The following is a 25928-nucleotide window of genomic DNA, read 5'->3' on the forward strand; positions in this document are numbered from 1 at the left end:
GCACGCATGAGCGGCAGGCCGCAGCCGGTTGCCATCGTCGGGATCGCTTGCCGATTCCCGGGAGCGTCGGATCCTGCGGCCTACTGGCGTTTGCTCGAAAGCGGAGGTTGCGCCCTCAGCGAGGTGCCGACGGACCGCTGGGACGCCGTCGAAGCGGCGGAGGGGCGCGAGGGTGCCTTGCCGGCGCTGCGCTGGGGGGGCTTCCTGCCTCGCATCGATGCTTTCGATGCGGCCTTCTTCGATCTGTCGCCGCGCGAGGCGGCGGAGATGGATCCGCAGCAGCGGCTCGCCCTCGAGCTGGCCTTCGAAGCCCTCGAGGATGCCGGGCAGCGGCCATCGGAGCTGCGGGCTCGGGCGGTGGGTGTCTACCTCGGAGCCTTGTGGAGCGACTTCGGGCGCTGGGCGGGACAAGACCGCCGTCGTCTCAATGCCTTCTCCGCCACCGGCCACGATCTCAGCGCCATCGCCGGCCGGGTTTCCCATCGCTTTGGCTTCGAAGGGCCGAGCATGACCGTGGCGACCGCCAGCTCGTCGTCGCTGGTGGCGGTCCACCTGGCCTGCCAGAGTCTGGCCGCCGGGGACTGCGACCTCGCCCTGGCGGGGGGCGTCAATCTGATGGTGACCTGCCAGCCGACGGTGGCGATGGCCCGTCTCGGTACCCTGGCTCCGAATGGCCGTCCGCGGCCCTTCGATGCGGCGGCCGATGGCTACGTGCGCGGCGAAGGCGGTGGCGTGGTGACCCTCAAGCGCCTCGATCAGGCGTTGGCCGATGGCGATCCGGTCTATGGCGTGATCCACGGTGGGGCGGTGACCCATGGGGGCGGTGGTCGGACTCTGGCGGCGCCGCGGGCCGCAGGCCAGGTGCGGCTGCTGCGGCGTGCTTGGCAGCGGGCCGGGGTCTCGCCTCGCCAGCTCGGCTATGTCGAAGCCCACGGCACCGGCACGGTGCGCGGTGATCGTGCCGAGCTCGAGGCCTTGAAGAGCGCCGTCGGGGAGCGCGATCGCCCGCTCTGGGTGGGCTCCGTCAAGGCCAACATCGGCCATCTCGAGGCCGCTGCCGGCATCGCCGGCCTGATCAAGACGACGCTGCTCCTCGGTCGTGGTGTGGTGCCGGCGACCCTGGGCTTCGAGCGTCCCGCCAAGGCCCTGCGCGAGGCGGCTTCCAGCCTCGCCGTCGCGTCCCGCCTCGAGCCCTGGAGCGACGAGGGTCGCTGGGCCGGTGTCAGCTCCTTCGGATTCGCCGGCACCAACGCCCATCTGGTGCTGGCGGCGGCTCCCGCTCAGGCGGCGCCTTCACCGAATCCGGACCCGTCGATCCGCGACTTGTCAGTGTCGGCGCGGCCCGACGAGATCCTCCTGCCGCTCTCGGCCCATCATCCCGACGCCCTGCGCCAGCGAGCCCGGGATCTGGCGCAGTGGATCGGCGGCGAGCCGGCGCCTTGCCTCGCCGATCTCGCTTACACCCTGATCCGCCGCCGCGACCATTTCGCGCACCGTCTCGTCGTCTCGAGCAGTACCACCGCCGAGGCGGCGCGTGCCCTGAGGGCCTGGTCCGCGGGCGAGGACCATCCGGCCGTCCTGGCGGGGCCGGGGGCTGCTTCCGGGGCCGCTGGCGGCAGCTTCTTGGCCGGTGGTGAGATCGGCGGACCGGAAAGCGGCCAGGTGGTTCCGCTGCCGCCCTATCCCTACCTGCGCCAGCGTTATTGGCCCGACGATGTGGCGGTCGCGGCGGCGACGCCGTCAAGGCCGTCGACTTCGCCGCAGACGGATTGGGCCGAAATGCCGGCGGCGGAGCGCTCCGCCGCCCTCGGCGACTGGGTCGCCTCCGCCGTCGCCGAGGCCCTCGGCCCAGAATTCCGCGACGCCTTCGACGCCACCGCCGCCGCGGGCACCGCCGAGACCGAGCCCAGTCTTCTCGAGCTCGGCCTGGAGTCCTTGGCGGCCCTCGAGCTGCAGGCGCGCATCGCCAGCCAGACGGGCCAGATCATCGCCATTCCGGAGCAGCTGGACCGGTTGACGGTCGCTCGCTTGACGGAGCTTCTCCTCGCCCGCTTCGCGGTGGAGGAGCCGAGTCCGTCGAGCGAGTGGGAGACCCTGCGCCTATGACCGTCGCCGCCTTCCTCGAGCGCTTGTCGGAGCGCGGTATCGAGCTCTGGGCCGATCGCGACGAGCTGGTGGTGCGTGCTCCTCGCGGTCTGATCGACGATCAACTGCGTGGTGAGCTGAAGCGTCGCAAGGCGGCTCTCTTGACGGAGCTGCGGCAACGGGATGACGGGCCGCCGGCGCTCCCGGCCCTGCGCTCCGACCCGGCGGCGCGCCATCAACCTTTTCCGCTGACGGAGATTCAACGCGCCTACTGGTTCGGCCGCAACCCGGCCTTCGAGCTCGGCGCCGTCGGAATTCACGTCTACGAGGAGATCAGCGCCGAGGACCTCGACGTGGCCCGCCTCGAGGAGGCCTGGAACCGCGTCCTCGACCGCCACGAGATGCTGCGCTGCGTCGTCCTTGCGGACGGTCGACAGCACATCTTGCCGGAAGTGCGCTATCGCCTAGCAACGATTGATTTGCGGGGCCTGCCGCCGGCAGCACGGGAGGAGCAGCTCCTGAGCTGCCGGCGGCGTTGGGAAGGCCACGTCTACAGCCCCGAAGAGTGGCCCCTCTTCCGCCTGGTGGCGGTGCGTCTCACGGCGCACCGCTGGCGCCTGTTCGTCAGCATCGACGCCCTCCATGTCGACATGGGGAGCTTCGCGATCGTCTTCCGTGACTGGATGACCTTCTATCGCGAGCCCGCCGCCGAGCTGCCGAAGCTCGAGGTTTCCTATCGCGACTACGCCCTCGCCCTGCGCGAGGTCGAGGCTTCGCAGGTCGCCGAACGCGACCGCGACTACTGGCGGCGCCGCGCCGCCGAGCTGCCGCCGGCGCCCCAGATCGCCTGGCGCTGCGCCCCAGGGGACTTGCCGCGACAACGCTTCGAGCGCCGCAAGGGGCGCCTCCAGGCCGCCCGCTGGCAGCGCGTGAAGAAACGGGCCGCGGCGGCGGGCCTGACTCCCTCGGGGCTGACGCTGGCGGTCTTTGCCGAGGTTCTCGCCACCTGGGCGGCGAGCCCGCGGATGACCCTCAACGTCACCCTCTTCAACCGCTTGCCGCTCCATCCCCAGGTGAACGGCCTGGTCGGAGATTTCACCTCGATGGTGCTGCTGGGTGTCGACATGGCGGCCGGCGAGAGCTTCGAAGAGCGTTCGCGGGGACTGCAGAAGCAGCTTTGGCGGGATCTCCAGCACCGCACCGTCAGCGGCGTCGAAACCCTGCGCGAGGTGGCCCGGGCGCAGGGCAAGCAGGCCGGCGAGCTGATCATGCCCTACGTCTTCACCAGCACCCTCAACCTGCCGGTTCAGGGTGTCTTGCCGCTCAAGGAGCTGGGGGAGCGCAGCTACAACATCATCCAGACGCCCCAGGTCTCCCTCGACCTGCAGGTCTTCGAGGAGGATGGTGACCTGGTCTATCACTGGGACTGGGTCGACGGGCTGTTCGAGACCAGCGCTGCGGAAGACATGTTCGCCGCCTTCCGGATCGCCCTCGAGACCCTGGCCGATCGCGAGGCGAGCTGGCAGGATCCCTATCTGCCCTTGCTGCCGGCCTCCCAGGTGGCCCGTCGCGAGGTGGTCAACGCCACCGCCGGGCCGGTGGCCGAGAGTAGCCTGGTGGATCTGCTGGCGGCGGCCATCGCCGAGCACGGCGACCAGCCGGCGGTGCTCGCCGAAGATCGCGAGCTGACCTTCGACGCCCTCGATAGGCTCGCCAACGGGGTCGCCTGGGCCTGCCGCGAAGCCGGTCTCGGGGCAGAGCGGCCGGCGGGCGAGACGCCGGTGGCGATCGTGCTCGAGAAGGGCTGGCAGCAGGTGGTCGCGGCCCTCGGCGTGCTGCGCGCCGGTGCCCCCTATCTGCCGATCGATGCGGCGCAGCCGGTGCGTCGGCGTGACCTTCTATTGGCCGATGGCGACGTTCGCTGGGTGATTGCCGGCGAGCCGCTCGAAGACCTGCCACCGGGGGTCCAGTGCCTGCCCTTCGAGGCCAGCCCGCGGCCGTCGCTGCCCGCCGCCTGGGCGCCTCGCCCGGAGGATCTCGCCTACATCCTCTACACCTCCGGCTCGACCGGGTCGCCGAAGGGCGTGATGATCGAGCATCGCAGCCTGGTCAACCGCATTCTGGACGTTAATCGGAGATTCGGGGTCGGTCCCGAGGATCGTGCCTTCGGGCTCACCGCGCTGCATCACGATCTGTCGACCTACGACCTCTTCGGCATCCTGGCGGCGGGCGGAGCGCTGGTCTTGCCGCGCGCCGACGGCGTTCTCGATCCGGCCCACTGGGCCGAGCGGCTCGCCGCCGCGGGGGTCACCCTGTGGAACTCGGTGCCGGCGTTCCTCGGGCTGCTGGTCGAGCACCTCGAGAAGGCCCACGAGTCGGCGGAGGCCGCGCCGACGGTGCAGTCCCTGCGACTCGCCCTGCTGGCCGGCGATTGGATTCCCGTCGACCTTCCGGACCGCGCGCGGCGCTTGGTGCCGGGTCTCGAGTTCGTCAGCCTCGGGGGCCCGACGGAAACCACCGTCTGGGACATCTGCTATCCGGTGGAGGAGGTTTCCCCGGCGTGGAGCAGCATCCCCTACGGCCGGCCGATGACCAATGCCTCCTACTACGTGCTCGACGAGCGGCTGGCGCCGCGGCCCGACGGCGTCGCCGGCGAGATGTACATCGCCGGCGTCGGCCTGGCGCGCGGCTACTGGCGCGATCCGGTCAAGACCGACGAACGCTTCCTGGATCATCCCGAGACGGGCCGTCGCCTCTATCGTTCCGGCGATCGCGGACGGTTCTTGGCGGACGGCAACCTCGAGATCCTCGGCCGGGTCGACTTTCAGCTCAAGGTGCGGGGCGTGCGCATCGAGGCAGCGGAGGTGGAGGCCGCCATCGAGGCCCACGACGACGTCCAACGGGCGGTGGTGTCGGCGGCCGGCGAAGGTCTCGAGCGGCAGCTGGTGGCCCACGTCGTGCCGGCCGTGGCGCGGCGGTCGGAAGCGGTGGCGTCGGAGGCCTCCCGCTACCGGCCGGAGCGCAGCCGCCTCGCCGCCCTCGATCAGGCGGAGCTCAAGCTGTCGCTGCCGGGGTTGCGACGGGACGCCGGGGTCGGCGTGACGGTCGACCTCGCCGACCGGGCCGGCGCCGACGGCCGACCAGCCCGCGGCGAGGCCAGTGCCCTGCGCCGTCGGACCTGCCGGCGCTACGCCGGCGGCTCGCTGCCGCTGGCCGACCTCGCCGGCTTGCTGACGGCCTTGCAGGGCGAGCGCTCGCCGGCGGCGCCCTTGCCGCGCTATCGCTTTCCCTCGGCGGGCAGCCTCTACCCGGTGCAGACCTATCTGCAGGTTGCCGAAGGAGGCGTCGAGGGCCTCGCCGGTGGCACCTACTACTACCACCCGGTCGAGCATCGCTTGACCCGCCTCGGCGGCGAGCAGCCGATCGCCTCCATCCACGTGCCGCACAACGTCGCGGTGGCGCGCCAGGCGCCCTTCGCCCTCTTCTTCGTCGGCGCCCTGGCACCGGTGCGGGCCCTCTACGGCGATCTGGCGCGCGACTTCTGTCTCCTCGAAGCCGGCGCCATGTTGCAGCTCCTGATGACCGAGGCGGAGCGCTGGCAGCTCGGTCTCTGTCCGGTCGGCGACCTGGATGTCGCCGCCCTCACGCCGGCCCTGCGTCTCGAGCCGGACACCGTCTTTCTTCATGGCCTTCTCGGCGGCCGACCCGCCCCCGCCGCGGCGGAACGGTCGCCGGGGAGGCCCCTCGAGTCGCGCCTGCGGGAGTGGACCGCCGAACGCTTGCCGGCGGCGATGGTGCCCAGCGCCTGGGTGGTGCTCGACGAGCTGCCCCTGACCGCCAACGGCAAGGTCGACCGGCGAGCGCTGCCGGCACCGCGACGGGCGGTCTCGCCGGCGTCGGCGCGACCGCCCGCGGCGCCGGTCGCCTCGGCGGCGCCGGAGCAGTCGGCGGGCAGCGCCCTCGAGGGCCGCCTGACGGCGCTGGTGGGAGAGGTCCTCGGGATCGCCGAGGTGCGTCCCCACGACCGCTTCTTCGAGTTCGGGGCCAACTCCGTGGATCTGGTGCGCATCGCCATCGAGCTGCGCCGGATGCTCGATCGAGATCTCTCGGTCGTCGAGATCTTTCGTCACCCGACGGTGGCTTCCCTGGCCGCCTTCCTCGACGCCGGAACCGCCAGCGGCGTCGGTCGGCGGGGGGCGCGACGAGCGGCGGCGCGGCGAGCCGCCGCCAGCGGTCGGCGCCGGCGCGCTGGCCGGGAGGACGCCGGATGAGCGTTCACGACGAGATCGCCATCGTCGGAATGGCCGGTCGCTTCCCGGGCGCCGACTCCGTCGCCGAGCTCTGGCGCCTGCTGCGCGCGGGCCGCGAGGGCATCGTGCGGCAGACCGGCTCCGACGGCCGCCACATGGCCGCCGGCGGGCCTCTCGCCGGCATCGAGGACTTCGACGCCGAGTTCTTCGCCATCAGCCCGGGGGAGGCGGAGATCACCGATCCGCAGCATCGGCTGTTCCTCGAGTGTTCCTGGGAAGCCCTCGAGGAGGCCGGCGTCGACCCGGCGAGCGACCTCGCCATCGGGGTGTTCGCCGGCTGCAGCCTGAGCACCTATCTGATCGCTCATCTACTCGGCCGTCGTCCGGGGGCCGGTTCGGTCGACGACCTGCCAGCTTTGCTCGCCAACGACAAGGACTATCTGGCGACCCGCGTCTCCTACAAGCTCGGGCTGCACGGCCCGAGTGTCGGAGTGCAGACCGCTTGCTCGACCTCCTTGGTGGCGGTGCACCTCGCCTGCCAGAGCCTGATCGCCGGTGAATGCGATGTCGCCCTCGCCGGCGGCGCCACGGTTCGCCTGCCGCAGGTTCCCGAGTACCGCCACCAGGAGGGTGGCTACCTGGCGCCGGACGGTCACTGCCGAGCCTTCGACGCCCGCGCCGCCGGCACCGTCTTCGGCAATGGCGTCGGCGTGGTCACCCTCAAGCGCCGGGTCGATGCCGAGGCCGAGGGCGACGCCATCGCGGCGATCATCAAGGGCTCGGCGATCAACAACGACGGCGGCGCCAAGGTGGGCTTCACGGCGCCGAGCGTCGAAGGGCAGGTCGAGGTGATCGCCGAGGCGGTGGAGATCGCCGGTGTGGCGGCCGACACCATCACCTATGTCGAGACCCACGGCACCGGCACTCCCCTGGGCGATCCGATCGAGGTCAGCGCCCTCGGGCAGGTCTACGGCGACCGCCGCCAGCCCTGCGCCTTGGGATCGGTGAAAACCAATCTCGGTCACCTCGAGTCCGCAGCCGGCGTCGCCAGCCTGATCAAGGCAACCCTCGCGCTGCAGCATCGTGAGCTACCGCCGAGCCTGCACTTCGAGTCGCCCAACCCGGATCTCGATCTGCGTCAGGGCGCTTTCCGGATTCAGGATCGCCTCGAGCCCTGGGAACCGGACGGCGTGCCGCGGCGTGCCGCCGTCAGCTCCTTCGGAATCGGCGGCACCAACGCTCACCTGATTCTCGAAGAAGCTCCGCTGCCCGAGGCGGCGCCGATGGAGGATCCGGCGGCGCGCTTGCTGATCCTCTCGGCGCGCAGCTCGGAAGCGCTGCGGGCGCGGGCGCAGCAGTTCGCCGACTGGCTGCTGGAAGCGCCCGGCTGGTCGGCGGTGACCGCTTCGGCGGCGCTGCGCCGGAGCCAGCACGAGGAGCGCTTGGCGCTGCCGGCACACACTGCCGATGAAGCGCGCGAGCTCCTCACCGGTTGGCTCGACGGGCGTCAGGACGAGCTGGTGGCCAGCGCCGCCGCGACCAGCGCCGCCGCGGCCTCCGGCGAGCGGCCTCGAATCGCCTTCGTCTACTCCGGCCAGGGGGCTCAGTGGTGGGCGATGGGGCGCGAGCTGCTCGAGACCTCGCCGGTCTTCCGGCAGGAGATCGAAGCCCTCGATGGCGAGATTCGTTCGCTGGTGTCCTGGTCCCTGCTCGAAGAGCTGACGGCGAGCGAGTCGGCTTCGCGCCTCGATGGCGACTCGATCACCATCACCCAGGTTTCGCTCTTCGCCCTGCAGGTCGCCCTCACCGGTCTGTGGCGCTCCTGGGGCGTCGAGGCGGATGCGGTGCTGGGGCACAGCATGGGCGAGGTGGCCGCCGCCTGGGCCAGCGGTGCCCTCGACCGGCGTGCGGCCGTCGAGGTCATCGTCCGCCGCTCGCGATTGCTCGAAGGTGCCACCGGCCAGGGGGCGATGGCGGCGGTCGAGCTGACCCTCGACGAGGCCCGACGATGGGCCGCCCGCGATCCCGAGCATCTTTCCGTCGCCGCCAGCAATGGGCCGCGGATGAGTGTGCTCTCGGGGCAGCGCCGAGCGCTCGAAGGAGTGCTCGAAGAGCTCGCCGCGGAGCAGGTCTGGACGCGGCCGCTGCGTACCACCGGTGTCGCCGGCCACAGCCCTCAGGTGGAGGGCATTCGCCGCCAGCTCGAGTCGCAGCTGGCGGGCCTCGTTCCGCGGGCCGCCGAGCGTTCGATGATCTCGACGGTGACCGGCGGCGAGATCGCCGGCAGCGAGCTCGATGCCCGCTACTGGGGCCGCAACCTGCGCCAGACGGTGCGTTTCGCCGAGGCGGTGGCGGCCTCCGGCTGCGATCTCTTCGTCGAGATCGGAGCCCATCCTGTCCTCACCGGGGCGGTGCGCGAAGTCTTGCCGCAGTCCCGGGCCTGGCCATCGCTGGTGCGCGAGGAGCCGGAGCGACAGCGCCTGCTGGCGACCTTCGGCCACCTGTGGAGCGTTGGAGCGGTGGCGGACTTGCAGCCCATTTTCCCGTCGCCGGCGGCGCCCTGCTCGCTGCCGCCCTATCCCTGGCAGCGCCAGCGCCATTGGATCGAACCGTCGTCGCCGGCGGCGCCGGTGCCGGCCGGCTTGCTCGGCGAGCGAATTCCCCTCGCCGGCCGGGACTCGACCCATCTTTGGCATCGCCGGGGCGCCCTGCCGAGCTGGCTCGACGACCATCGTGTCGAGGCCAATCCGCTGCTGCCCGCCGCCGCCTCCATCGATGCGGTGCGGCAAGCTCTCGAGGCGCAGGGCCATCAGGAGGTCGAGCTGATCGACGGGCGCTTCGATCGCCCTCTCTTCCTGACGCCCGACACCGAGCCGGTCTTCCAGGTCGTTCACGAGGCCGAGGAGGGGCGCTGCGCGGTGCTCAGCCGAGAGGCTGAAGGCCCCTGGCGCGAGCATTTCGACGCCACCCTGGGAGCGCCCGTCGCGCTGCCGTCGGGAGCTCGATTGGCGGTCCTCGAGGCGGCCTGTCCGCAGCGCCTCGACGGCGACGAACACTACCGCCGAATGGCGGCCGTCGGGGTGCAGTACGGCCCCGCCTTTCGCACCGTCGACGAGCTACGCCTTGGCGAAGATCAATCGCTGGTGCGGCTGCGGGAGGGCGGCCTCGCGCCGGCCTTTGCGGTGCTCCTCGATGGCGCCCTGCAGGCCCTGGCGGCGTTGCCGGCGGCGCGCGGCCAGGCGGTGGTTCCGGAGTCCTTCGCTGCTCTGCGCTGGCGTCCGGGGCTGCCGCATTGGGCCCATGCCTCTCTGTCCGCCGACGGGCAACGCGGTGCGGTGCGCTGGCTGGCCGCCGACGGCACGCTGCTGGGCGAGCTCGTCGAGCTCCAACTGCGCCCTCTCGAAGCCACCGGCGATGCCCTGCAGGACGTCTTCTGGGAAACCTCGCGCTGCGCCTTGGCGGTGCCGGAGATCGCGCCGTCGCGGGCCGTCGGCGAGCACTGGCTCGCCGTGTCGACCTCGCCGTCGGCCCTCGAGAAATTCCAGACAGCGGTGAGCGCGAGCGCCGTCTCACCGCGTCTCACGGTCGAGCTGCTCGTCGGCGGCGAAGGGGCCGCCGGTCTTGCCGAGCGGTGGGCGCAGCGGGCTCCGCAGCGACTGATTTTCTTGAGCTCTGGAGAGGCCGGCGGCGACAGCGACCAGGCCGAAGTCGCCCTCGCCTTTGCCCAGGCGGTGTCGCGCCTCGACTCGCCGCCGGCTTGTTCCTGGTTGACCGCCGGGGTGCAGGCCGGTCGCGATCCGGCCGGTGCGGCGCTGTGGGCCCTGGCGCGGTCCCTCGAGGTCGAGGGAGTGGGGTTCCCCGGCAAGTGCATCGATGTCGAAGAGGCGGATCATCTGATCGCCGAGATCCTCGACGACGGTGGTGAATCCGAGGTCGTGCTGGCCGCCGGAGGCCGGCGCTCGGCCTTGCGGCTGCAGCCGAGCCCGAGCCTGCGACGGGCGGTGGAGAAGGCTCCGCAGGGGGAAGATTTCGCCCTCCGACCGGACCGCTCATACCTGATCACCGGCGGCCTCGGCGGCCTCGGCCTGGCGGTGGCCAATCGCTGGGCGACGCTGGGTGCGGGACGGATCGTGCTGGCGGCCCATCGCTCAGCCTTCGCCGAGGAGCAGGCGGTGATCGACGACCTCGTCGCCGCCGGCGGCAAGGTCTCGGTGGTGTCGCTGGATGTCCGCGACGGCGCCGCCGTCGAGCGCTTGGTAGCGGCTCAGAATCCGCCCATCGGCGGCATCGTCCATGCCGCCGGTCGCCTCGCCGATGGCACCCTCGAGACCCTCGACGGGGCGCAGCTGCGGCAGGCCTGGGAGCCGAAAGCCCTGGGGGCCTGGAATCTGCATCGAGCGACCCTCGACGCCGAGCTCGACTTCTTCGTGCTGTTCGGCTCCGTCGCCACCTGGGTGGGGTCCGCCGGCCAGAGCACCCATGCGGCGGCCAATGGCTTCCTCGATGGTCTGGCCCTTTATCGCCGTCGCCTCGGTCTGCCGGCGAGCAGCATCGGCTGGGGCGCCTGGAGCGAGGTCGGCAAGGCCGTTGGCGCGGAGCGTGAGCTGGCCAGCCGCGGCTACCGAGGCCTGACCACGGAACTCGGTCTGGCAGCTCTGACGGCGATCGTCGCGTCGCCGGGAACGGCCCTGGAGCCTTGCCTGGCGGTGGCGCCCTGGAGCTTCGATCGTTGGCGGACGTTCTATCCGGAAGCGGCCATGGCGCCGCGTTTTGCGGAGCTTGCGACGGTGCCCGCAGCGTCGGCCGATCTGGCGACTCGCTTGGCTGCCCTGGCCGCAGGGTGGCCGCGACAGCTGCTTCTCGAAGGGGCGCTACGGCAAGCCGCCGGCGAAGTGCTCGGACTGGCGGGCGATGACATCGACGGCACCCAGCCGCTGCGCGATCTCGGCCTCGACTCGTTGCGTGCCCTCGAGCTGCGCAATCGCCTCGAAGGGTTGCTCGTCGTCAGCCTGCCGGCGACCCTGCTGTGGCGTTTCCCGACCGTCTCCGCCCTCGCCGAGCATCTCCTCGAGGAGGTTCTGGAGCTGCCGTCGGCGAAGGACGAAGAAGCGGCGCGATCGGCGACCCCGGAGGCGGCAACCTCAGAGTCGGCAATCCCGGAACCGGCGATGACCGAGTCGGCGGCCGCGCCCGCAGCGGTGCCGGCAGCGGATCTCGGAGCCGTCGATGATCTCAGCGAGGCCGAGGTCGAGGCGCTGTTGGCGCAAACCCTCGACGCCCTCGACGAACGGGGAATCGGATGAGCCAGCATCTCTCCAACCTCAAGCGGGCGCTGGTCAAGCTGCAGCAGATGGAGGCGCGCCTGGAGGCCGCCGAGGAGCGCCACCACGAGGCCCTCGCGGTGGTCGGCGTGGGCTGTCGGTTCCCCGCCGGCGCGAGCTCTCCGGAGGCCTACTGGCGGGTGCTCCGAGACGGCGTCGACGGCGTTCGGGAAATGCCCGCCGCGCGCTGGCCGCAGGGCCAGGAGCCGCCCCGGGGCGGCTTCCTCGAGGCGGTCGATGGCTTCGACGCCGCCTTCTTCGGCATCTCGCCACGGGAAGCGGCCACCCTCGATCCCCAGCAGCGGCTGCTGCTCGAGGTCGCCTGGGAAGCGCTCGAAGATGCCGGCCTTTCGGCCGAGGCCCTCGCCGGCACCTCCGGTGGAGTCTTCGCCGGCCTTTACAACAACGACTATCGCCTGATGCACCTGGCCGACCCCTCGGCGGTGGACCTCTATTCTGGAACCGGCACCATCCATGGTCTGGCGGCCAATCGGCTGTCCTACCTGCTCGACCTGCGCGGTCCCAGCCTGGCGGTGGACACCACCTGCTCGTCGTCCCTGGTGGCCCTTCATCTGGCTTGCCGGGCTCTGCGTGCCGGCGACTGCGACGTCGCTCTGGCGGCGGGCGTCAACCTGGTGCTGGCGCCGGTTTCGATGCGCTCGGCGGAGCTGCTGGTGCCGCCGGCGGCAGACGCGCGCTGCAAGGCCTTCGATGCCGCCGGTGATGGCATCGTCCGCGGCGAGGGCTGTGGCGTGGTGGTGCTCAAGCGCCTCTCGGACGTCGCGGCGGGCGATCGGGTGCGGGCCCTGATTCGCGGCACGGCGGTCAATCAGGACGGCCGTTCGAATGGCCTGACGGCGCCCAATCCGGAGGCCCAACGTGAGGTGATTCGGCGCGCCCTCGACGACGGCCGGGTGGCGGCGGCGGATCTTTCCTATGCCGAAGCCCACGGCACCGGAACGCCCCTCGGCGATCCCATCGAGCTCGAGGCGCTGGAGGCCGAGCTGGCCGTCGGCCGAGAGGCCGGCGAGCGCTGCCGGGTGGGCTCCGTCAAGACCAACTTCGGTCATCTCGAGGCGGCCGCCGGCATCGCTGGACTGATCAAGACGGTGCTCGCCCTCGAGCATCGACAGATCCCGCCGCAGCTTCATTTCGAGCGCCTCAATCCCGCGATCTCGTTGCGCCGGGACGTGCTCGAGATCGCTCGCCAGGGGGCGCCTTGGGAGGCGCACGGCGAAGCGCCGCGGCGCGCCGGGGTGGCGGCCTTCAGCATTGGTGGAACCAACGCCTACGCGGTGCTCGAGGAGGCTCCGCCGGTGGCGGCGACGGCCCAGCCCGACGGTTCGGCGCTCTCGCTGCTGCCGCTGTCGGCGAAGACGCCGCAGGCGCTGCGCGATCTGGCCGCCGAGCTGCAGGCCGCGGTGACCGACCGGGAGAGCCTCGCGGACCTGATCTACACCGCCGCCTGCCGGCGCACCGGCCACCGCCATCGCACCGTTCTGACGGGGCGCGACGCGGCCGAGCTGAGGAGTGCCCTGGCAGCCTTTGCCAACCGCGGCGAGGGGATTGTCGGAGAGGCCTCGGAGCGGGCTGGCGGTAGGGTCTTCGTCTACTCCGGGCAGGGTGGTCAGCGCGCCGGTATGGGACGTGAGCTGCTCGCCACTCAGCCGGTCTTCCGGGCCGCCTTCGAGCGTTGTGACGAGCTCTTCCGAGAGCTCCTCGGGCAGTCGCCGCGGGATGAGATCGAGCGTCCGCCGGAAACCAGTCGCCTGGCGCGGACGGAGTTCGCCCAGCCCGCTCTGTTCAGCCTGCAGGTCGCTCTGACCGAGCTCTGGCGCTCCTGGGGAGTCGCGCCGGAGGCGGTCGTCGGCCACAGCCTGGGCGAGGCCGCGGCGGCCTGGGCGTGCGGTGCCCTCGAGCTCGCGGCGGCGGCCCGGGTGGTGGCCGAGCGCTGCCGCCGGATGGCGACCCTCGAAGGCCGGGGGGCGATGTTGGCGGTCGAGCTGTCGGCCGCCGAGGCGGCGGCCTGGGAGCGTCCGGGAGTGCGCATCGCGGCCCTCAACGGCCCCCGTTCGACGGTGCTGTCGGGCGATTCTGAGGTGGTCGCGGAGGTCCAGCGGGAGCTCGCGGCGGAGGCGATTCGCTGTCGCTCCCTGGCGGTGCGGTGTGCCTTCCACAGCCATCAGGTCGAGCCCCTGAGAGCGCAGCTTGCGGCGGCCCTCGACGATCTCGAGAGCCGTTCTCCTCGGCTGCCCTTCTTCTCCACGGTGGATGGCGGCCAACTCGCAGGGCGGCCCCTCGATGGCTCCTACTGGGCGGCCAATCTCGCCGACCCGGTGCGCTTCGCTCCCGCCGTGGCTGAGCTTCTCGCCCAGGGCTTCGGCACCTTCCTGGAGATCGGGCCGCACCCGGTGCTGGCGGCGGACGTCGCCGCCGAGGCAGGGACCAGCGGTCACCGGTCACAGGTGGTGGCGAGCCAGCGACGGGGCGCCGACGATCCCGTCGCTCTGGGTCAGGCCCTCGCGACCCTCTGGATCGGCGGCCACGAGGTGCGCTGGGAGGCGGTAGTGCCGGCGGGCCGTGTGGAGTCGCTGCCGGCCTACCCCTGGCAGCGCCAGCGGCACTGGCTGCCGGCGACCCAAGCACCATCCGCGCCGTCCGCGGGCCGCACCTCGACCGCCGAAGAGCCTTTTGCGGTGCGCTGCCTGGGTACCGCCGTGCCCCTCTACGAGGTCTCCTGGGGGGGCCCTTTGTTCGATGACCATCGCATCGAGGGGACGGCCATCGTCCCGGCCACGGTAGTGCTCGAAGCGGTGCAATCGGCCTGCGGCGAGCAGCCCTGTCGCTTCCTCGATCTGTCCTTCGAGCGCCCCCTGATGGTTCCCGACGGGGGTTCCCTGGAAGCTCAGATTCGCCTCGGCGACGATTCGGCCTTCGAGGTTTTCGCCCGCGGTGACGCCGGCGACTGGCAGGTCCATGTGCGCGGTCGACTCGCGACAGATTTCGCTGCCGAGGGGTCGCAGACCGACGATCGATTTCCCCTCGTCCGGCTCCGTGACGAGCTCGAGGCGGCGCCGGCGGGAGACGGATTTTACGACCAGTTGGCGGCCCTCGGCGTCGCCCTCGGACCGAGCCTGCGTGGCGTGGCGGAGATCTATCGCCGCGACGACGAGGTCCTGGCGCGGATTCGTCGGCCGGAGGCGGTCGCGGCGGCGTTGCGTCCCGCCCTCCTCGACGCCTGCCTGCAGCCCCTGGCGGCGGCCTGGCCGGGGCGCCGCTGTCTGTTGGTGGCGGCCGAACGGATCGATCTCCCGGCGTCCTTGCCGAGCGAGCTCTGGAGCCATCTCCGGACGGTTTCGGAAAGCGGTGGATTGCGCGCCGAGGTCACCCTCTGTGATGGCGAAGGTCGTTGCCTGGCGACCCTCTCGGGGCTCCGCTTCCGCGACTTCGGCGCGGCGCCGCCGGAGGCGGAGATCGAGGCCGATCTCCTTGAGCAACAGTGGCAGTCCGTCGCCGCGCCCCTGCGCCCCGAGCCCTCGAGGCTGGTGGCGAACCTCGACCTGACCGGCGAGCTGGCTTCCTACGGCGAGCTGGTCCCGGCCGTCGATGCTCTGTGCGCCGACTATGCCCGCGCCGCTCTGGCGGCGGCCGGCGGCATCGAGCCCGAGCGGCGAGCCTGGGGTGAGCGCCTGGCGGTGATCGCCGACAGTCCCTCGAGGAGGGCGGCGGGCGAGCTTCCCGCCGGCACCACTGCCGGTCGCCTGGCGGCGCTGCATCGCCAGTGGCCACAGCATCGGGCGGAGCTCGACCTGCTGGCCCGCTGCGGGCGCCGGTTGGGAGCGGTGTTGGTCGGCGAGCAGGATCCCCTCGAGCTGCTCTTTCCGGGGGGCTCGCTGCAGGAGGCCGAGGAAGTCTACGGTCGCTCGCCCTTTGCCGAGGCCTTCAATGGTGCCGCCCGCGAGGTGGTCGCTCGCTGGGTCGGCGAGCGTGGCAACCGCCCGTTGCGGGTGCTCGAAGTTGGCGCCGGCACCGGCGCGACGACGGCGGCGCTGCTCGAGGTCTTGCCGCAGGATGACCTCGACTACCTGTTCACGGACATCGGTCCGCTCTTTCTGCAGCGCGCCGCGGAGCGTTTTGCGGCGCGGCCCGCGGTGCGCTTCGCCCGCTTCGACATCGAGTCCGATGCGCTGCCGGCGGGTTCCTTCGACCTGGTGGTGGCGTCGAACGTGCTCCATGCCACCGCCGACCTGCGGCAGACCCTGGCTCGGGTCGAGGAGTGCCTGGCGGACGATGGTCTTTTGTTGCTGATCGAGGGCACGCCGGGCCGCCGCTGGGCCGACTTGACCTTCGGCATGACCGATGGCTGGTGGCGGCGTCGCGATCTCGACCTGCGGCCGGACCACCCGCTGCTGGCGCCGCAGAGTTGGTGCCAGTTGCTGGCCGAGGTCGGCTTCGAAGATCCGGTCGCCGTGACCGGTGGCTCGGCGCTTCCGGAGGCGGCGTTGCTGCTGGCGCGGCGGCGTCCGCGGGCGCTGGGCGACGGGCTGGTGCTCGCCGACGAGGACGAGACGGCGACCGCTCTGACCTCGGTACTGGACGCTGCCGGGGCGCGGGTGGAGCGCTGGCCGTTGGCGCGGGCCGGAGCGGTCGCCGACTGGGCCGCGGCGGCGGAGCAGCCCCGGGGCTGGTTGGTGGTGGCAGCGCCGGGGATTGGCGGGGAGGCGCCGCTGCCGCCGGCGACGGATCTCTGTGCGGCGGTGCTGTCGGGGCTCCAGGGGCTGGCGACGGCAGCGCCCACGGCGCGACCGCGCCTGTGGCTGGTCGATGCCGAGGCCTCGACGCCAGAGCGTGATGAGGCCGCTCCCGTCGGAGCCGTTCTCTGGGGACTGGCGACGGCGATCTCGGCCGAGCATCGGGAGCTCTGGGGGGGCGTCGCGAGTCTCGCCGGGGCGGCGTCCGCCGAGCGCTGGCTGGCGGAGGTCCGGCAGGACCTCGGCGACCGCTGGCAACTGCGCGGCGCGCAAGGTGAGAGGCCCCGGTGGGGAAGGCCCTCGGGGGCCGGGGAAGCGGTCGCGATTCGCTCCCAGGGGACCTACTTGATCACTGGCGGTGCCGGCGGCATGGGCCGCGAGGTCGCTCGCTGGCTGCTCGCCGAAGGGGCCGGCCGGGTGGTGTTGGCGAGCCGGCGCGGCGCCGAGGACGAGCGCGTGCGGGATCTCCTCGCGAGCCAGATTGCCGAGGTTGACGAAGGGCGCCTCGAAGTGGTCTCGCTGGATGTCACGGAGAGCGCGGCGGTGGCCACTCGGGTCGCCGAGCTGGCGCGCCACGAGCGGCCCTTGGTCGGCATCATTCACGCCGCCGGAGTGTTCGATGACCGTACCCTGCTGGTGCAGGACCGCGAGCGCTTCGAGCGCGTTCTGGCGCCGAAGGTGGCGGGAGCCTGGAATCTGCACCGCGCCAGTCGCGCCCTCGACCTCGACCTCTTCGTCCTGTTCTCCTCGGCGGTCACCCTGCTGCCGATGGCCGGGCTCAGCAACTACACCGCCGCCAACGCCTTCCTCGGCGCCCTGGCGGAGTCGCGCCGCGGCCAGGGGCTGCCGGCGGTGGCGATCGAGTGGGGGGGATGGCAGAACGTCGGCATGGCCGAGGCGGTGGGTGGCCAGCGGCAGGAGCAGTGGCGGCGCCTCGGTCTCGAGCCGCTGTCGGTGGCATCCGGCCTCGCCGTCCTGGCGCGGGCACCGTCCTGGCCCTCGGCCCGGCTGGCGGCGCTGCGGGCGGACTGGGAGCGCCTCGCCGCGGCCCTGCCGGCAGGGCTGCCGCCGGGCCTGGAGGTTCCGCCTGGCGCGGCGGAGGCGAGCCCGGCGGCGACGGCCACCGACTGGCTCGACACCTGGTGCGCCGCCCTCGCCGGCGAGCGCCGCGAGTTGATGGCGACGCGGGTGCAGCGCGAAGCGGTGCGGGTGATGATGCTGCCGGCCGGTCAGGCGCTGGATCGGCGAAGCGCCCTGTCGGACCTCGGCCTCGACTCCCTGATGGCGGTCGAGCTGCGCAATGGCTTGTCGGCGGCCTGCGGTGTCGATCTGCCGGCGACGGTGCTCTTCGACCATCCGTCCGTCGAGGCCCTGTCGGATCATCTGGTTGCGCTCCTCGGGGCGGTCCGAGAAGCGCCGAAGACTTCCTCGACGGCGGTCGCTGGGGCTGGCGAAGGGGCCGATGGGGACGACGAGCTGGCCGAGGTCCTGGCAGCCCTCGACGACCTGCCCGAGGCCGAGCTGAGGGCGGTTCTCGCCAGCATGGAGATGCCAGCACCACCGGGGGGAGAGCGATGAGCGAGCTCACCGATCGGCTGCGTCGACTGACCGCGGAGCAGCGCGCCAGGCTACAGAGCAAGGTCGAGTCGCGGCTCGATCGAGACGCCATCGCGGTGGTCTCGGTGGCCTGCCGTTTCCCGGGAGGCGCCAGCGATCCCGAGGCCTATTGGCGTCTGCTCGTCGACGAGGTCGATGCCATTGGCGAAGTGCCCGCGGAGCGCTGGGACACGGCCGCCCTGTTCGACCCGACGCCCGGAACGCCGGGCAAGACCAGCACTCGCTGGGGCGGATTCCTGCCGGGGATCGATGGCTTCGACGCCGGTTTCTTCGGCATCTCGCCGCGCGAAGCGGTGAGCCTCGACCCGCAGCAGCGGCTGTTTCTCGAGGTCGCCTGGGAAGCCCTCGAAAACGCCGGCTACGACGCCGCCCGGTTGGCCGGCAGCGAGACCGGGGTCTTCGCCGGGGTGGCCTCCCAGGACTATGCCCAGCGCCTCGACGTCGGTCGCGACCTGAGCCGCATCGATCCCTACTTCGGCACCGGTACGGCGGCCAGCTTCGTGGCCGGTCGTCTGTCCCATTTCCTCGGCCTCGAAGGCCCCAGCCTGGTGGTCGACACGGCCTGCTCGTCGTCGCTGGTGGCGGTCCATCTGGCCTGCCAGAGCCTGCGCACGGGGGAGAGCGACATCGCCCTGACGGGGGGCGTCAACGTGCTCCTCGACGCCGCTGGCAGCGTCTATGTCTCGCAGGTCCGGGCGGTGGCCGCGGACGGTCGGTGCAAGGCCTTCGACGCCTCCGCCGACGGCTATGTGCGGGCCGAGGGCTGTGGCGTGGTGGTGCTCAAGCGCCTCGCCGATGCGCGGCGCGATGACGACCCCGTCCTCGCCGTCATCCGGGCCTCGGGGGTGAATCAGGACGGTCACTCGAACGGCCTGACGGCGCCGAGCGGACGAGCCCAGGAGGCGCTGTTGCGCAAGGTCGTGGCTCGCGCCGGCTTGACGCCCGGGAAAATCGACTACGTCGAGGCCCACGGTACCGGAACCGCCCTCGGCGACCCCATCGAGGTGGAGGCTCTGGGACGGGTTCTGGGGGCCGGCCGGCCGGCTGATCGGCCCCTCAAGATCGGCTCCGTCAAAAGCAACCTCGGTCATCTCGAGGCGGCTGCCGGGATCGCCGGCCTGATCAAGGTGGTGCTGGCCCTCAGGCGCCGGCGCCTGCCCCGCAGCCTGCACTTCGAGAACCCCAATCCGCATATCCGCTGGCGCGATCTGGCGGTCGAGGTGGTCGCCGAAGGAGGCCTTTGGGAGAGCCCGGATGGGCGGCCGAGGCGCGCCGGCGTCAGCTCCTTCGGCTTCAGCGGTACCAATGCCCACGTGGTGCTCGAAGAGGCGGTGCCGCAGATTCGCGTGACGCCCGACGACGGCGTGGCGGAAGGGGCGGCGATGGTCGCCGCCGAGGGACCGCACCTGCTGACCCTGTCGGGACGCTCCGCCGCCGCCCGCGAAGCCCAGGTGGAGCAGGTCGGTCGCTGGCTGAGGGAAGGCGAGGCGGATTGGCAGGACGTCGCCTACAGCACCGCCCTGCGGCGCTCCCACCACGACCACCGGCTGGCTCTGGTGGCGGCCGATGGCGCCGAGGCCGTGCGCCTGCTGGCGACCGGTGACGATCGTTGGGTTCACCGTGGCCGAATGCCGCGGGACGGGGCCCGGCGGCTGGTGTTCGTCTACTCGGGCCAGGGGGCGCAGTGGTGGGCGATGGGGCGGGAGCTGTTCGAGAGCTCGCCGGTGTTTCGCCAGGAGCTCGAAGAGGTCGATGCCGAGGTGCGACAGCTGCGCGGCTGGTCGCCCCTTGAGGAGCTCACCGCCTCGCAAGGGGACTCTCGTCTCGACGGCGATTCGATCGAGCTCACCCAGGTTTGCCTGTTCGCCCTGCAGCTTGCCCTTACCGCTTTGTGGCGCGCTTGGGGCGTCGAGCCGGCGGCGGTCCTCGGCCACAGCATGGGCGAGGTGGCGGCGGCCTGGGCCTGTGGCGCTCTCGATCGCCGTCAGGCGGTGCGACTCATCGTCACCCGTTCGGAGCTGCTCGAGGCCGCCACCGGCCGCGGCGCCATGGCCGCCGTCGATCTCGACCTGGAAGTTGCCGAGGCGGTGGTGGCGGGTGATCCGCGGCTCGCCGTCGCGGCTGCCAACGGTCCCTCGATGACGGTGCTCTCGGGGGCCCGCGAAGCCCTCGAGCCGGTGCTCGCCGAGCTCGGATCGCAGGACGTCTTCGTGCGTCCCCTGCGCACCACCGGAGTGGCCGGCCATAGCCCCCAGGTGGACTCGGCCCGACAACGTCTCGAGGCCGGTCTCGCCGATCTGCATCCGGCGGCCGGGCACCTGGCGATGATCTCGACGGTGACCGGCGAACGGGTGGCGGGGGAGCACCTCGACGCGCGCTACTGGGGGCGCAATCTGCGCCAGACGGTGCGTTTCGCCGACGCCGTCGAGGCCAGTCGCGGTGACGTCTTCGTGGAGATCGGTCCCCACCCGGTACTCGCCGGGGCGGTGGCGACGATCATCGCCGCCGCCGGTGGGGAGGCCACGGTCCTGCCGTCGCTGCGCCGCGAGGAGCCGGAGCGCCGGGAGATGTTGGCGACCCTGGCGGGGCTCTACGCCCACGGTGTCGAGGTCGATCTTTCCGCCCTGCATCCCGCCGGCGGTGAGCTGGTGTCCCTGCCCAACTATCCCTGGCAGCGCCGCCGCTTCTGGGTCGAAGAGCCGCGCCAGGCGCGACCCGAGCCCACGCTGATCGCCGAGACGGAGCTCGAGAGGCGGCCCGATCTGCGCCGGGTCGTCGATGGCTTGCTCGACCACTGGGCAGTGGAGGGAGCGCGTGCCATCAACCGGCGCCAGCTCGCTCCCAGCCTGTTCCTGGCCAGTGATCAGCGCTCGCTGTTCTACGTCTCCGAGGCAGCCGCCAGCTCGGCGGACGGCCCTCGGGCGTTGACGGCGTTGCTCTTCGTCGGCCCGGACGAGTGCTTCGACGGCCTAGCCCGCGAGCTGCTCGCCTATGCCAAGGAAGCGCAGCGCGAGGCCTTCTTTTTCGCCACCGAGGAGCACGCCTTCAGGCTGCGCCGCTTGGGCTTCACCACCACGCCGTGCGGTGCGTTGCAGACCCTGGCGGACTTGCGTTCTTTCACCCTGACCGGCAATCGCATGCGGCGCCTTCGCTACCTGGTGCAGAAGTTCGAGCGCGGTGGGGATTGCCGCTGCCGGGAGCATCAGCCCGGCAGCGATCCGGCCATCGACCGCGAGGTGGTGGCGCTGATCGACTCCTGGCTCGAGCTCAAGGGAATTCGCGCCAGCTTCGTGCATCAGCTCAAGGGCCAGATTCTCGCCGGTGCCGTCGATCCGCGCAGCCGGCTCTTCCTGACCCGGCGCGATGGCTTTTTGGAAGGGGCGGTGCTGCTGTCGCCGGCGGAGGTCAATGCCGGCTACCTGATGGATCTCGAGTTCTACGGTGCCGAATCGCCCCTCGGATGTCTCGAGTTCACGGTGGTGCAGATCATCGCTCGCTTGCTCGACGACGGCTACAGCTACCTGAGCCTCGGTGGCACCTACGGCACCATGCTCGACCCCCACCCCAACGCCGATCCGGAAGTCGAGGAGCTGTTCGCCACCCTTCACGACGAGGGCATTCTCAACGGCGACTCCAACTTCCAGTTCAAGAACAAGTTCCGGCCGCTGGTCTCGAGCCTGTTCCTCTGTCGCTTGCCGGGCGGCGATGCCGGCAACCTGTCGGCGGTGCTCGCCATGCTCGCCGATCGGCCGGCCTTCGAAGGGGCCGTCGAGGTGGTGCGACCGGACGGCTCTCTGGACTTCTCCCTGGAGCGCTGGCCGTGGCTCAAGGACCACACCGTGGCGGGGCGGGTGCTGGCTCCGGGCGCGGCCCTGCTGGAGGTGCTGACCCGGGCCGGTCGCGACGACGGCCGGGCGCCGCAAGCGCTCGCCGCCTTCGCCGTCGAACGCCCGTTGGCTCTGCCGATGCCGGATTTGACGGTGGCTCGGGAGTCGGATGGCGATTGGACGGTGCGCGCCGGGGACGAGGTGATCGCCCGGGGACAGCCGGTGGAGCCGCGTCCGTTGCCCGCCGAGCGCCGCGATCTCGCCGCCCTGACGGCGTCCGCCGCCGAGCGCCTCGAAGGGGCGGCGATCTACCGACATCTGGCCGCCCGGGGCTTGCGTTTCGGCCCGGCTTTCCAGAGCCTGCGGGAGCTTTGGCTGAGCCCCCGGCGAGCGGTGGCCCGAGTCGCTCTGGAGGCGTCGGCGGACGGCGAATGGTCTCTGCATCCGGTCCTTCTCGACGGCGCCCTGCAGTCTTTGGCGGCGCTGTTGCCGGCCGACGACGGCCTCTACCTGATGGCCGCCATCGACCGCTGGACGGTGACCCCGGGGCGACTGCGCCGAGAGCTGGTGGCGGAAGGCACCCTGCGGCCCGGCGCCGGCGAGGCGGGTGTCTGGGTCGGCGACGTGATCTTGCGCGACGATCAGGGGCAGCCGCGAGGTCGACTCGAAGGGGTGGTCGCCCGGCGCCTCGAGGCGGAGGTCCTGGATTCCCTGCCACGACCGGACTGGAGCTCGGCTTTCCTGACCCAGACCTGGGTGGAAAGGGCGCTCGAGGCGCCTCGCCATGACCAGCCGCCACCACGCTATCTGGTGCTGGGGGAAGCCAACGGCGCCGCCGGTGCGGCGGCGGCCGAGTTGCGTCGGCGCGGTGCTGCTTGCCTCGAGGTCGCCGATCTGGCGCCCGATGAGCTCACCGGGGTGCTCGATGCTTGGCGGCGCGAAGAGCCGGCGATTCCGGCACGGCTGGTGGATCTGCGCTGCCTCGACGTGGATACCGGGGACGATCTCGCGGCGACCCTGCAAGCGGTGACCGACCGCTACCTGGCGGTCCTGCGCTGGCTGGTGGCTGCCGAGGTCGAGGATCTCCGCCTGTGGTGGATCACTGGCCGAGCCTGGCGCGGTGAGCCGGCGGCAGCCAGTCTCTGGGGCCTGGGACGGGTCTGTGCCAACGAGCACCCAGAGCTGTGGGGGGGCCTTGTCGATCTCGAGCCGGAGGCCCTCGATGGCAGCCGCGACGGGATTTCCCGGCTGGTCGACGAGCTGCTCGCCGAGAGCGGCGAAGAGGTCCGACTCGGCGCCACCGGCCGGCGGGTCTGTCGCCTGCGCCGCGGGGCCGGTACGTCGCGAGGAAAGGGGCCGGAGCTGCGCTCCGCGGCGACCTATCTGATCACCGGTGGTCTCGGGGGTATGGGCTTGACGGTGGCCCGCTGGATGATCGACGGCGGGGCGCGTCGTCTGGTGTTGGTGGGACGGCGGGATGCCGCCGCCGCGGGAGCCGAAGAGGAGGTGCAGGCGCTGCGCGCTGCCGGCGCTGAGGTCAGCGTCCGGACCCTCGATGTCGCCGATGGTGACGCTGTCGGTGAGCTGGTGGCAGAGCTGGCGGCCGGCGAGGCGCCGCTGCGCGGAGTCATTCACGCCGCCGGCGTGGTCGACGACCGCATCCTGGCCCGCCAAGACTGGCACCACCTGGCTCGGGTCTTTCGGCCGAAGGTGCTCGGGGCCTGGAACCTGCACCGTGCGAGCGCTGAGCTGGAGCTCGATTTCTTCGTGCTGTTCTCGTCCGCGGCGGCGGTGCTCGGGCCGCCGGGACAGGGCAGTCACGCCGCAGCCAATGCCGCCCTCGACGCTCTGGCGCGGCTTCGCCGGCAGGCCGGGCTGCCGGCCTTGACCCTCGGCTGGGGTGCCTGGTCCGAGGTCGGCGGTGCCGCCGGTGGAGATCTCGAGACCCGGCTGGCGGCGCGCGGTATGGCGACCCTGAGCCCTCGCCAGGGGCTCGAGGTGTTGGCCCAGAGCCTCACCCTCGACGCCGCCGAGCTGGTGATTTTGCCGGTGCTCTGGCGGCGCTGGCGGGAGACCTCCAGCCCGCCCCTGCCGCCACGTTTCGACGCCCTCGGCCAAACCCCGAGAGTGCCCTCGACGGGACGCGAAGGTCCTGCGGCTGTGGCGGCGGTCGGCAGTGGAGCCGATGAGAGCGCTCTCAGCCAGCGCCAGCGCCTCCTCGCGCTGCCGGCGGCGCAGCGCCGGCAACGGTTGATCACCTACCTGCGGGGTCAGGCGGCCGGTCTCCTCGGTTTGGACGAGGACGAGCTGGCTGCCGACGACCCTCTGCCGCGACTGGGCTTCGATTCCCTGATGAGCATGGAGCTGCGCAAGCGCCTCGAAGGTGATTTCGAGATCAAGCTACCGATCGTTCACTTCTTCCGCGAGCCGACCGCTGCCGGACTGGCCGAGTCCGCCCTCGAGCGTCTGCCGGAAGTGCCGGAAGGGGCCGATGCGGCAGCCCTGCTGGAGCGCTTGGACGAGCTCAGCGACGACGAGGTGGACGGCCTGTTGGGCAACTTCTCGCCGGAGGCCTCGTCCCATTGAGCCAGGACGCGAAGCGGCGTCGGTTGGCGGCGCTGCTCGCCGCCTGCGGTGGCTTGCAAGGGGCCGACCCGGGCGATGCCCTGGACCGCCAGCGGCGCCTGTTTCCGGCCCTCGAGTCGAAGGCCTATTTCAACTACGGCGGCCAAGGGCCGCTGCCGCAGCCGGCGCGCGACGCCATTGTCGAGGCCTTCGATCAACTGCAGGTGGAAGGCCCGTTCTCGATCGAATCCAATCTCTGGGCCCGCGAGGTGCGAGCCCGCGCGCGCCAGGGGCTGGCAGACTTCCTCGGCGGCCGGGCTGCCGACTACAGCCTCACCGAGAGCATCACGACGGCCGTCAACATCGTCCTGTGGGGGCTCGAGGTGGCGGCCGGTGATCATGTCGTGGTGTCCGACGCCGAGACTCCGGGAGTGCTCTCGGCGGTTCGCCAGTGGGCCCGACGCCGGCGACTCGAGGTCTCCGTCTGTGACCTCCTCGGAAGGCCTCAGGGGCGCCTGGAAGCGCTGGCGGCGGCGTTGCGTCCCCGCACTCGCCTGGTGATCGTCAGCCATGTGCTCTGGAACAGCGGTGAGGTGCAGCCGATCGCCGAAATGGCGGCCCTCTGCCGGCGTCACGGGAGTCGGCCGCGGCTGCTCGTCGACGGCGGCCAGTCGGTCGGTCAGTTGGATCTCGACCTGGCGATCTGCGGCGCCGATTACTACGCCTTCACGGCCCAAAAGTGGTGCTGCGGTCCAGCCGGTGTGGCGGCCCTCTACGTTGCTCCCGGCGCCGCCGACAGCCTCGAGCCGACCTTTGCCGGCTGGCGCGGATTGGTGCCCGACTCGGACTATCGCCTGCGCTCTGACGGCCGGCGCTTCGAGGTCGGGAGCTCGTCCTTGCCCCTGCTCGCCGGGCTGGCCGCCGCCCTCACCGTGCACGGCCAGTGGGGAAGCGCTGCCGAGCGTGCCGCCGCCGGGCGCGGCAAGGCCGCCGAGCTGGCACGCTGGCTGACCTCGCTGGCCGGGGTCGAGCTGCTGACGCCGGTACCGGAGACGGGCATCGTCGCCTTGCGCTGCCCGCGTCCGCGGCAGGTCGTCGCCGACCTCGAAGCGCAGGGCATCCTGGTGCGCGAAATGGCGTCGCCTCACTGCCTGCGGGTCTGCACCCACTACCTGACCTCGGGACGCGATCTCGAGCGCCTTCGGGTGGCCCTCGCCGAGGCCCTCGAGAGGCTTCCGGTGGAGGCCGGCGAGGCGCTGCCTTGAGCTCGATCGGCGAGCTCAAGGGAGGTCAGCCATCGGGTTCCTCGATGCGCCTTCGAGGCGCCGCCGAGGGCTCCCTTCAGCGTCGCCGATGGGGGCTATTTCCGAGACCTATCGATGCCGCCCGAATCGCTCTAAATCGTTGAATTTCAGACCCCTTCGCAATTTGGGAGAAGCCGGTTCCGGAACCCCTGCGCTATCAATCATGTGTGCATCCAGAAATGGAATCAAACCGTCCGCATGGTGCGGC

Annotated in this window: 6 protein-coding genes; all 6 read left to right on the plus strand. The window is 71.6% G+C overall.

Annotation, left to right across the window (positions count from 1 at the left end):
• The first annotated feature begins 6 nt into the window (after positions 1 to 6).
• From AAF604_10490 to AAF604_10515, 6 genes are read left to right on the plus strand one after another with little or no spacing between them, the layout of a single operon-like run.
• Positions 7 to 2106: a beta-ketoacyl synthase N-terminal-like domain-containing protein gene (locus AAF604_10490; protein ID MEM7050081.1), complete on the plus strand. Its 2100-nt coding sequence runs from the start codon at positions 7 to 9 to the stop codon at positions 2104 to 2106.
• Positions 2103 to 6356 (plus strand): amino acid adenylation domain-containing protein, encoded by a 4254-nt coding sequence (locus tag AAF604_10495; protein MEM7050082.1) that lies wholly within the window; start codon positions 2103 to 2105, stop codon positions 6354 to 6356. The genes AAF604_10490 and AAF604_10495 overlap by 4 nt, the downstream gene beginning before the upstream one ends.
• Positions 6353 to 11638 (plus strand): SDR family NAD(P)-dependent oxidoreductase, encoded by a 5286-nt coding sequence (locus tag AAF604_10500; GenBank protein MEM7050083.1) that lies wholly within the window; start codon positions 6353 to 6355, stop codon positions 11636 to 11638. The genes AAF604_10495 and AAF604_10500 overlap by 4 nt, the downstream gene beginning before the upstream one ends.
• The gene (locus tag AAF604_10505; GenBank protein MEM7050084.1) at positions 11635 to 17985 is read left to right on the plus strand and encodes a type I polyketide synthase; all 6351 of its coding nucleotides are present in this window, start codon (positions 11635 to 11637) and stop codon (positions 17983 to 17985) included. Before AAF604_10500 ends, AAF604_10505 begins: the two co-directional genes overlap by 4 nt.
• Positions 17982 to 24437 carry an SDR family NAD(P)-dependent oxidoreductase gene (locus AAF604_10510; protein ID MEM7050085.1) on the plus strand — a complete coding sequence of 2152 codons (6456 nt, stop codon included), beginning with the start codon at positions 17982 to 17984 and terminating at the stop codon, positions 24435 to 24437. Before AAF604_10505 ends, AAF604_10510 begins: the two co-directional genes overlap by 4 nt.
• Complete coding sequence (locus AAF604_10515) at positions 24434 to 25681, plus strand: aminotransferase class V-fold PLP-dependent enzyme (GenBank protein ID MEM7050086.1); 1248 nt, start codon at positions 24434 to 24436, stop codon at positions 25679 to 25681. The genes AAF604_10510 and AAF604_10515 overlap by 4 nt, the downstream gene beginning before the upstream one ends.
• Positions 25682 to 25928 lie beyond the last annotated feature (247 nt).

The sequence above is a fragment of the Acidobacteriota bacterium genome, assembly GCA_039028635.1.
Lineage (GTDB): Bacteria > Acidobacteriota > Thermoanaerobaculia > Multivoradales > JBCCEF01 > JBCCEF01.

Coding starts and splice junctions, on each gene's coding strand:
- AAF604_10490 (MEM7050081.1), top strand. CDS start 7: ATGAGCGGCAGGCCGCAGCCGGTTGCCATCGTCGGGATCGCTTGCCGA.
- AAF604_10495 (MEM7050082.1), top strand. CDS start 2,103: ATGACCGTCGCCGCCTTCCTCGAGCGCTTGTCGGAGCGCGGTATCGAG.
- AAF604_10500 (MEM7050083.1), top strand. CDS start 6,353: ATGAGCGTTCACGACGAGATCGCCATCGTCGGAATGGCCGGTCGCTTC.
- AAF604_10505 (MEM7050084.1), top strand. CDS start 11,635: ATGAGCCAGCATCTCTCCAACCTCAAGCGGGCGCTGGTCAAGCTGCAG.
- AAF604_10510 (MEM7050085.1), top strand. CDS start 17,982: ATGAGCGAGCTCACCGATCGGCTGCGTCGACTGACCGCGGAGCAGCGC.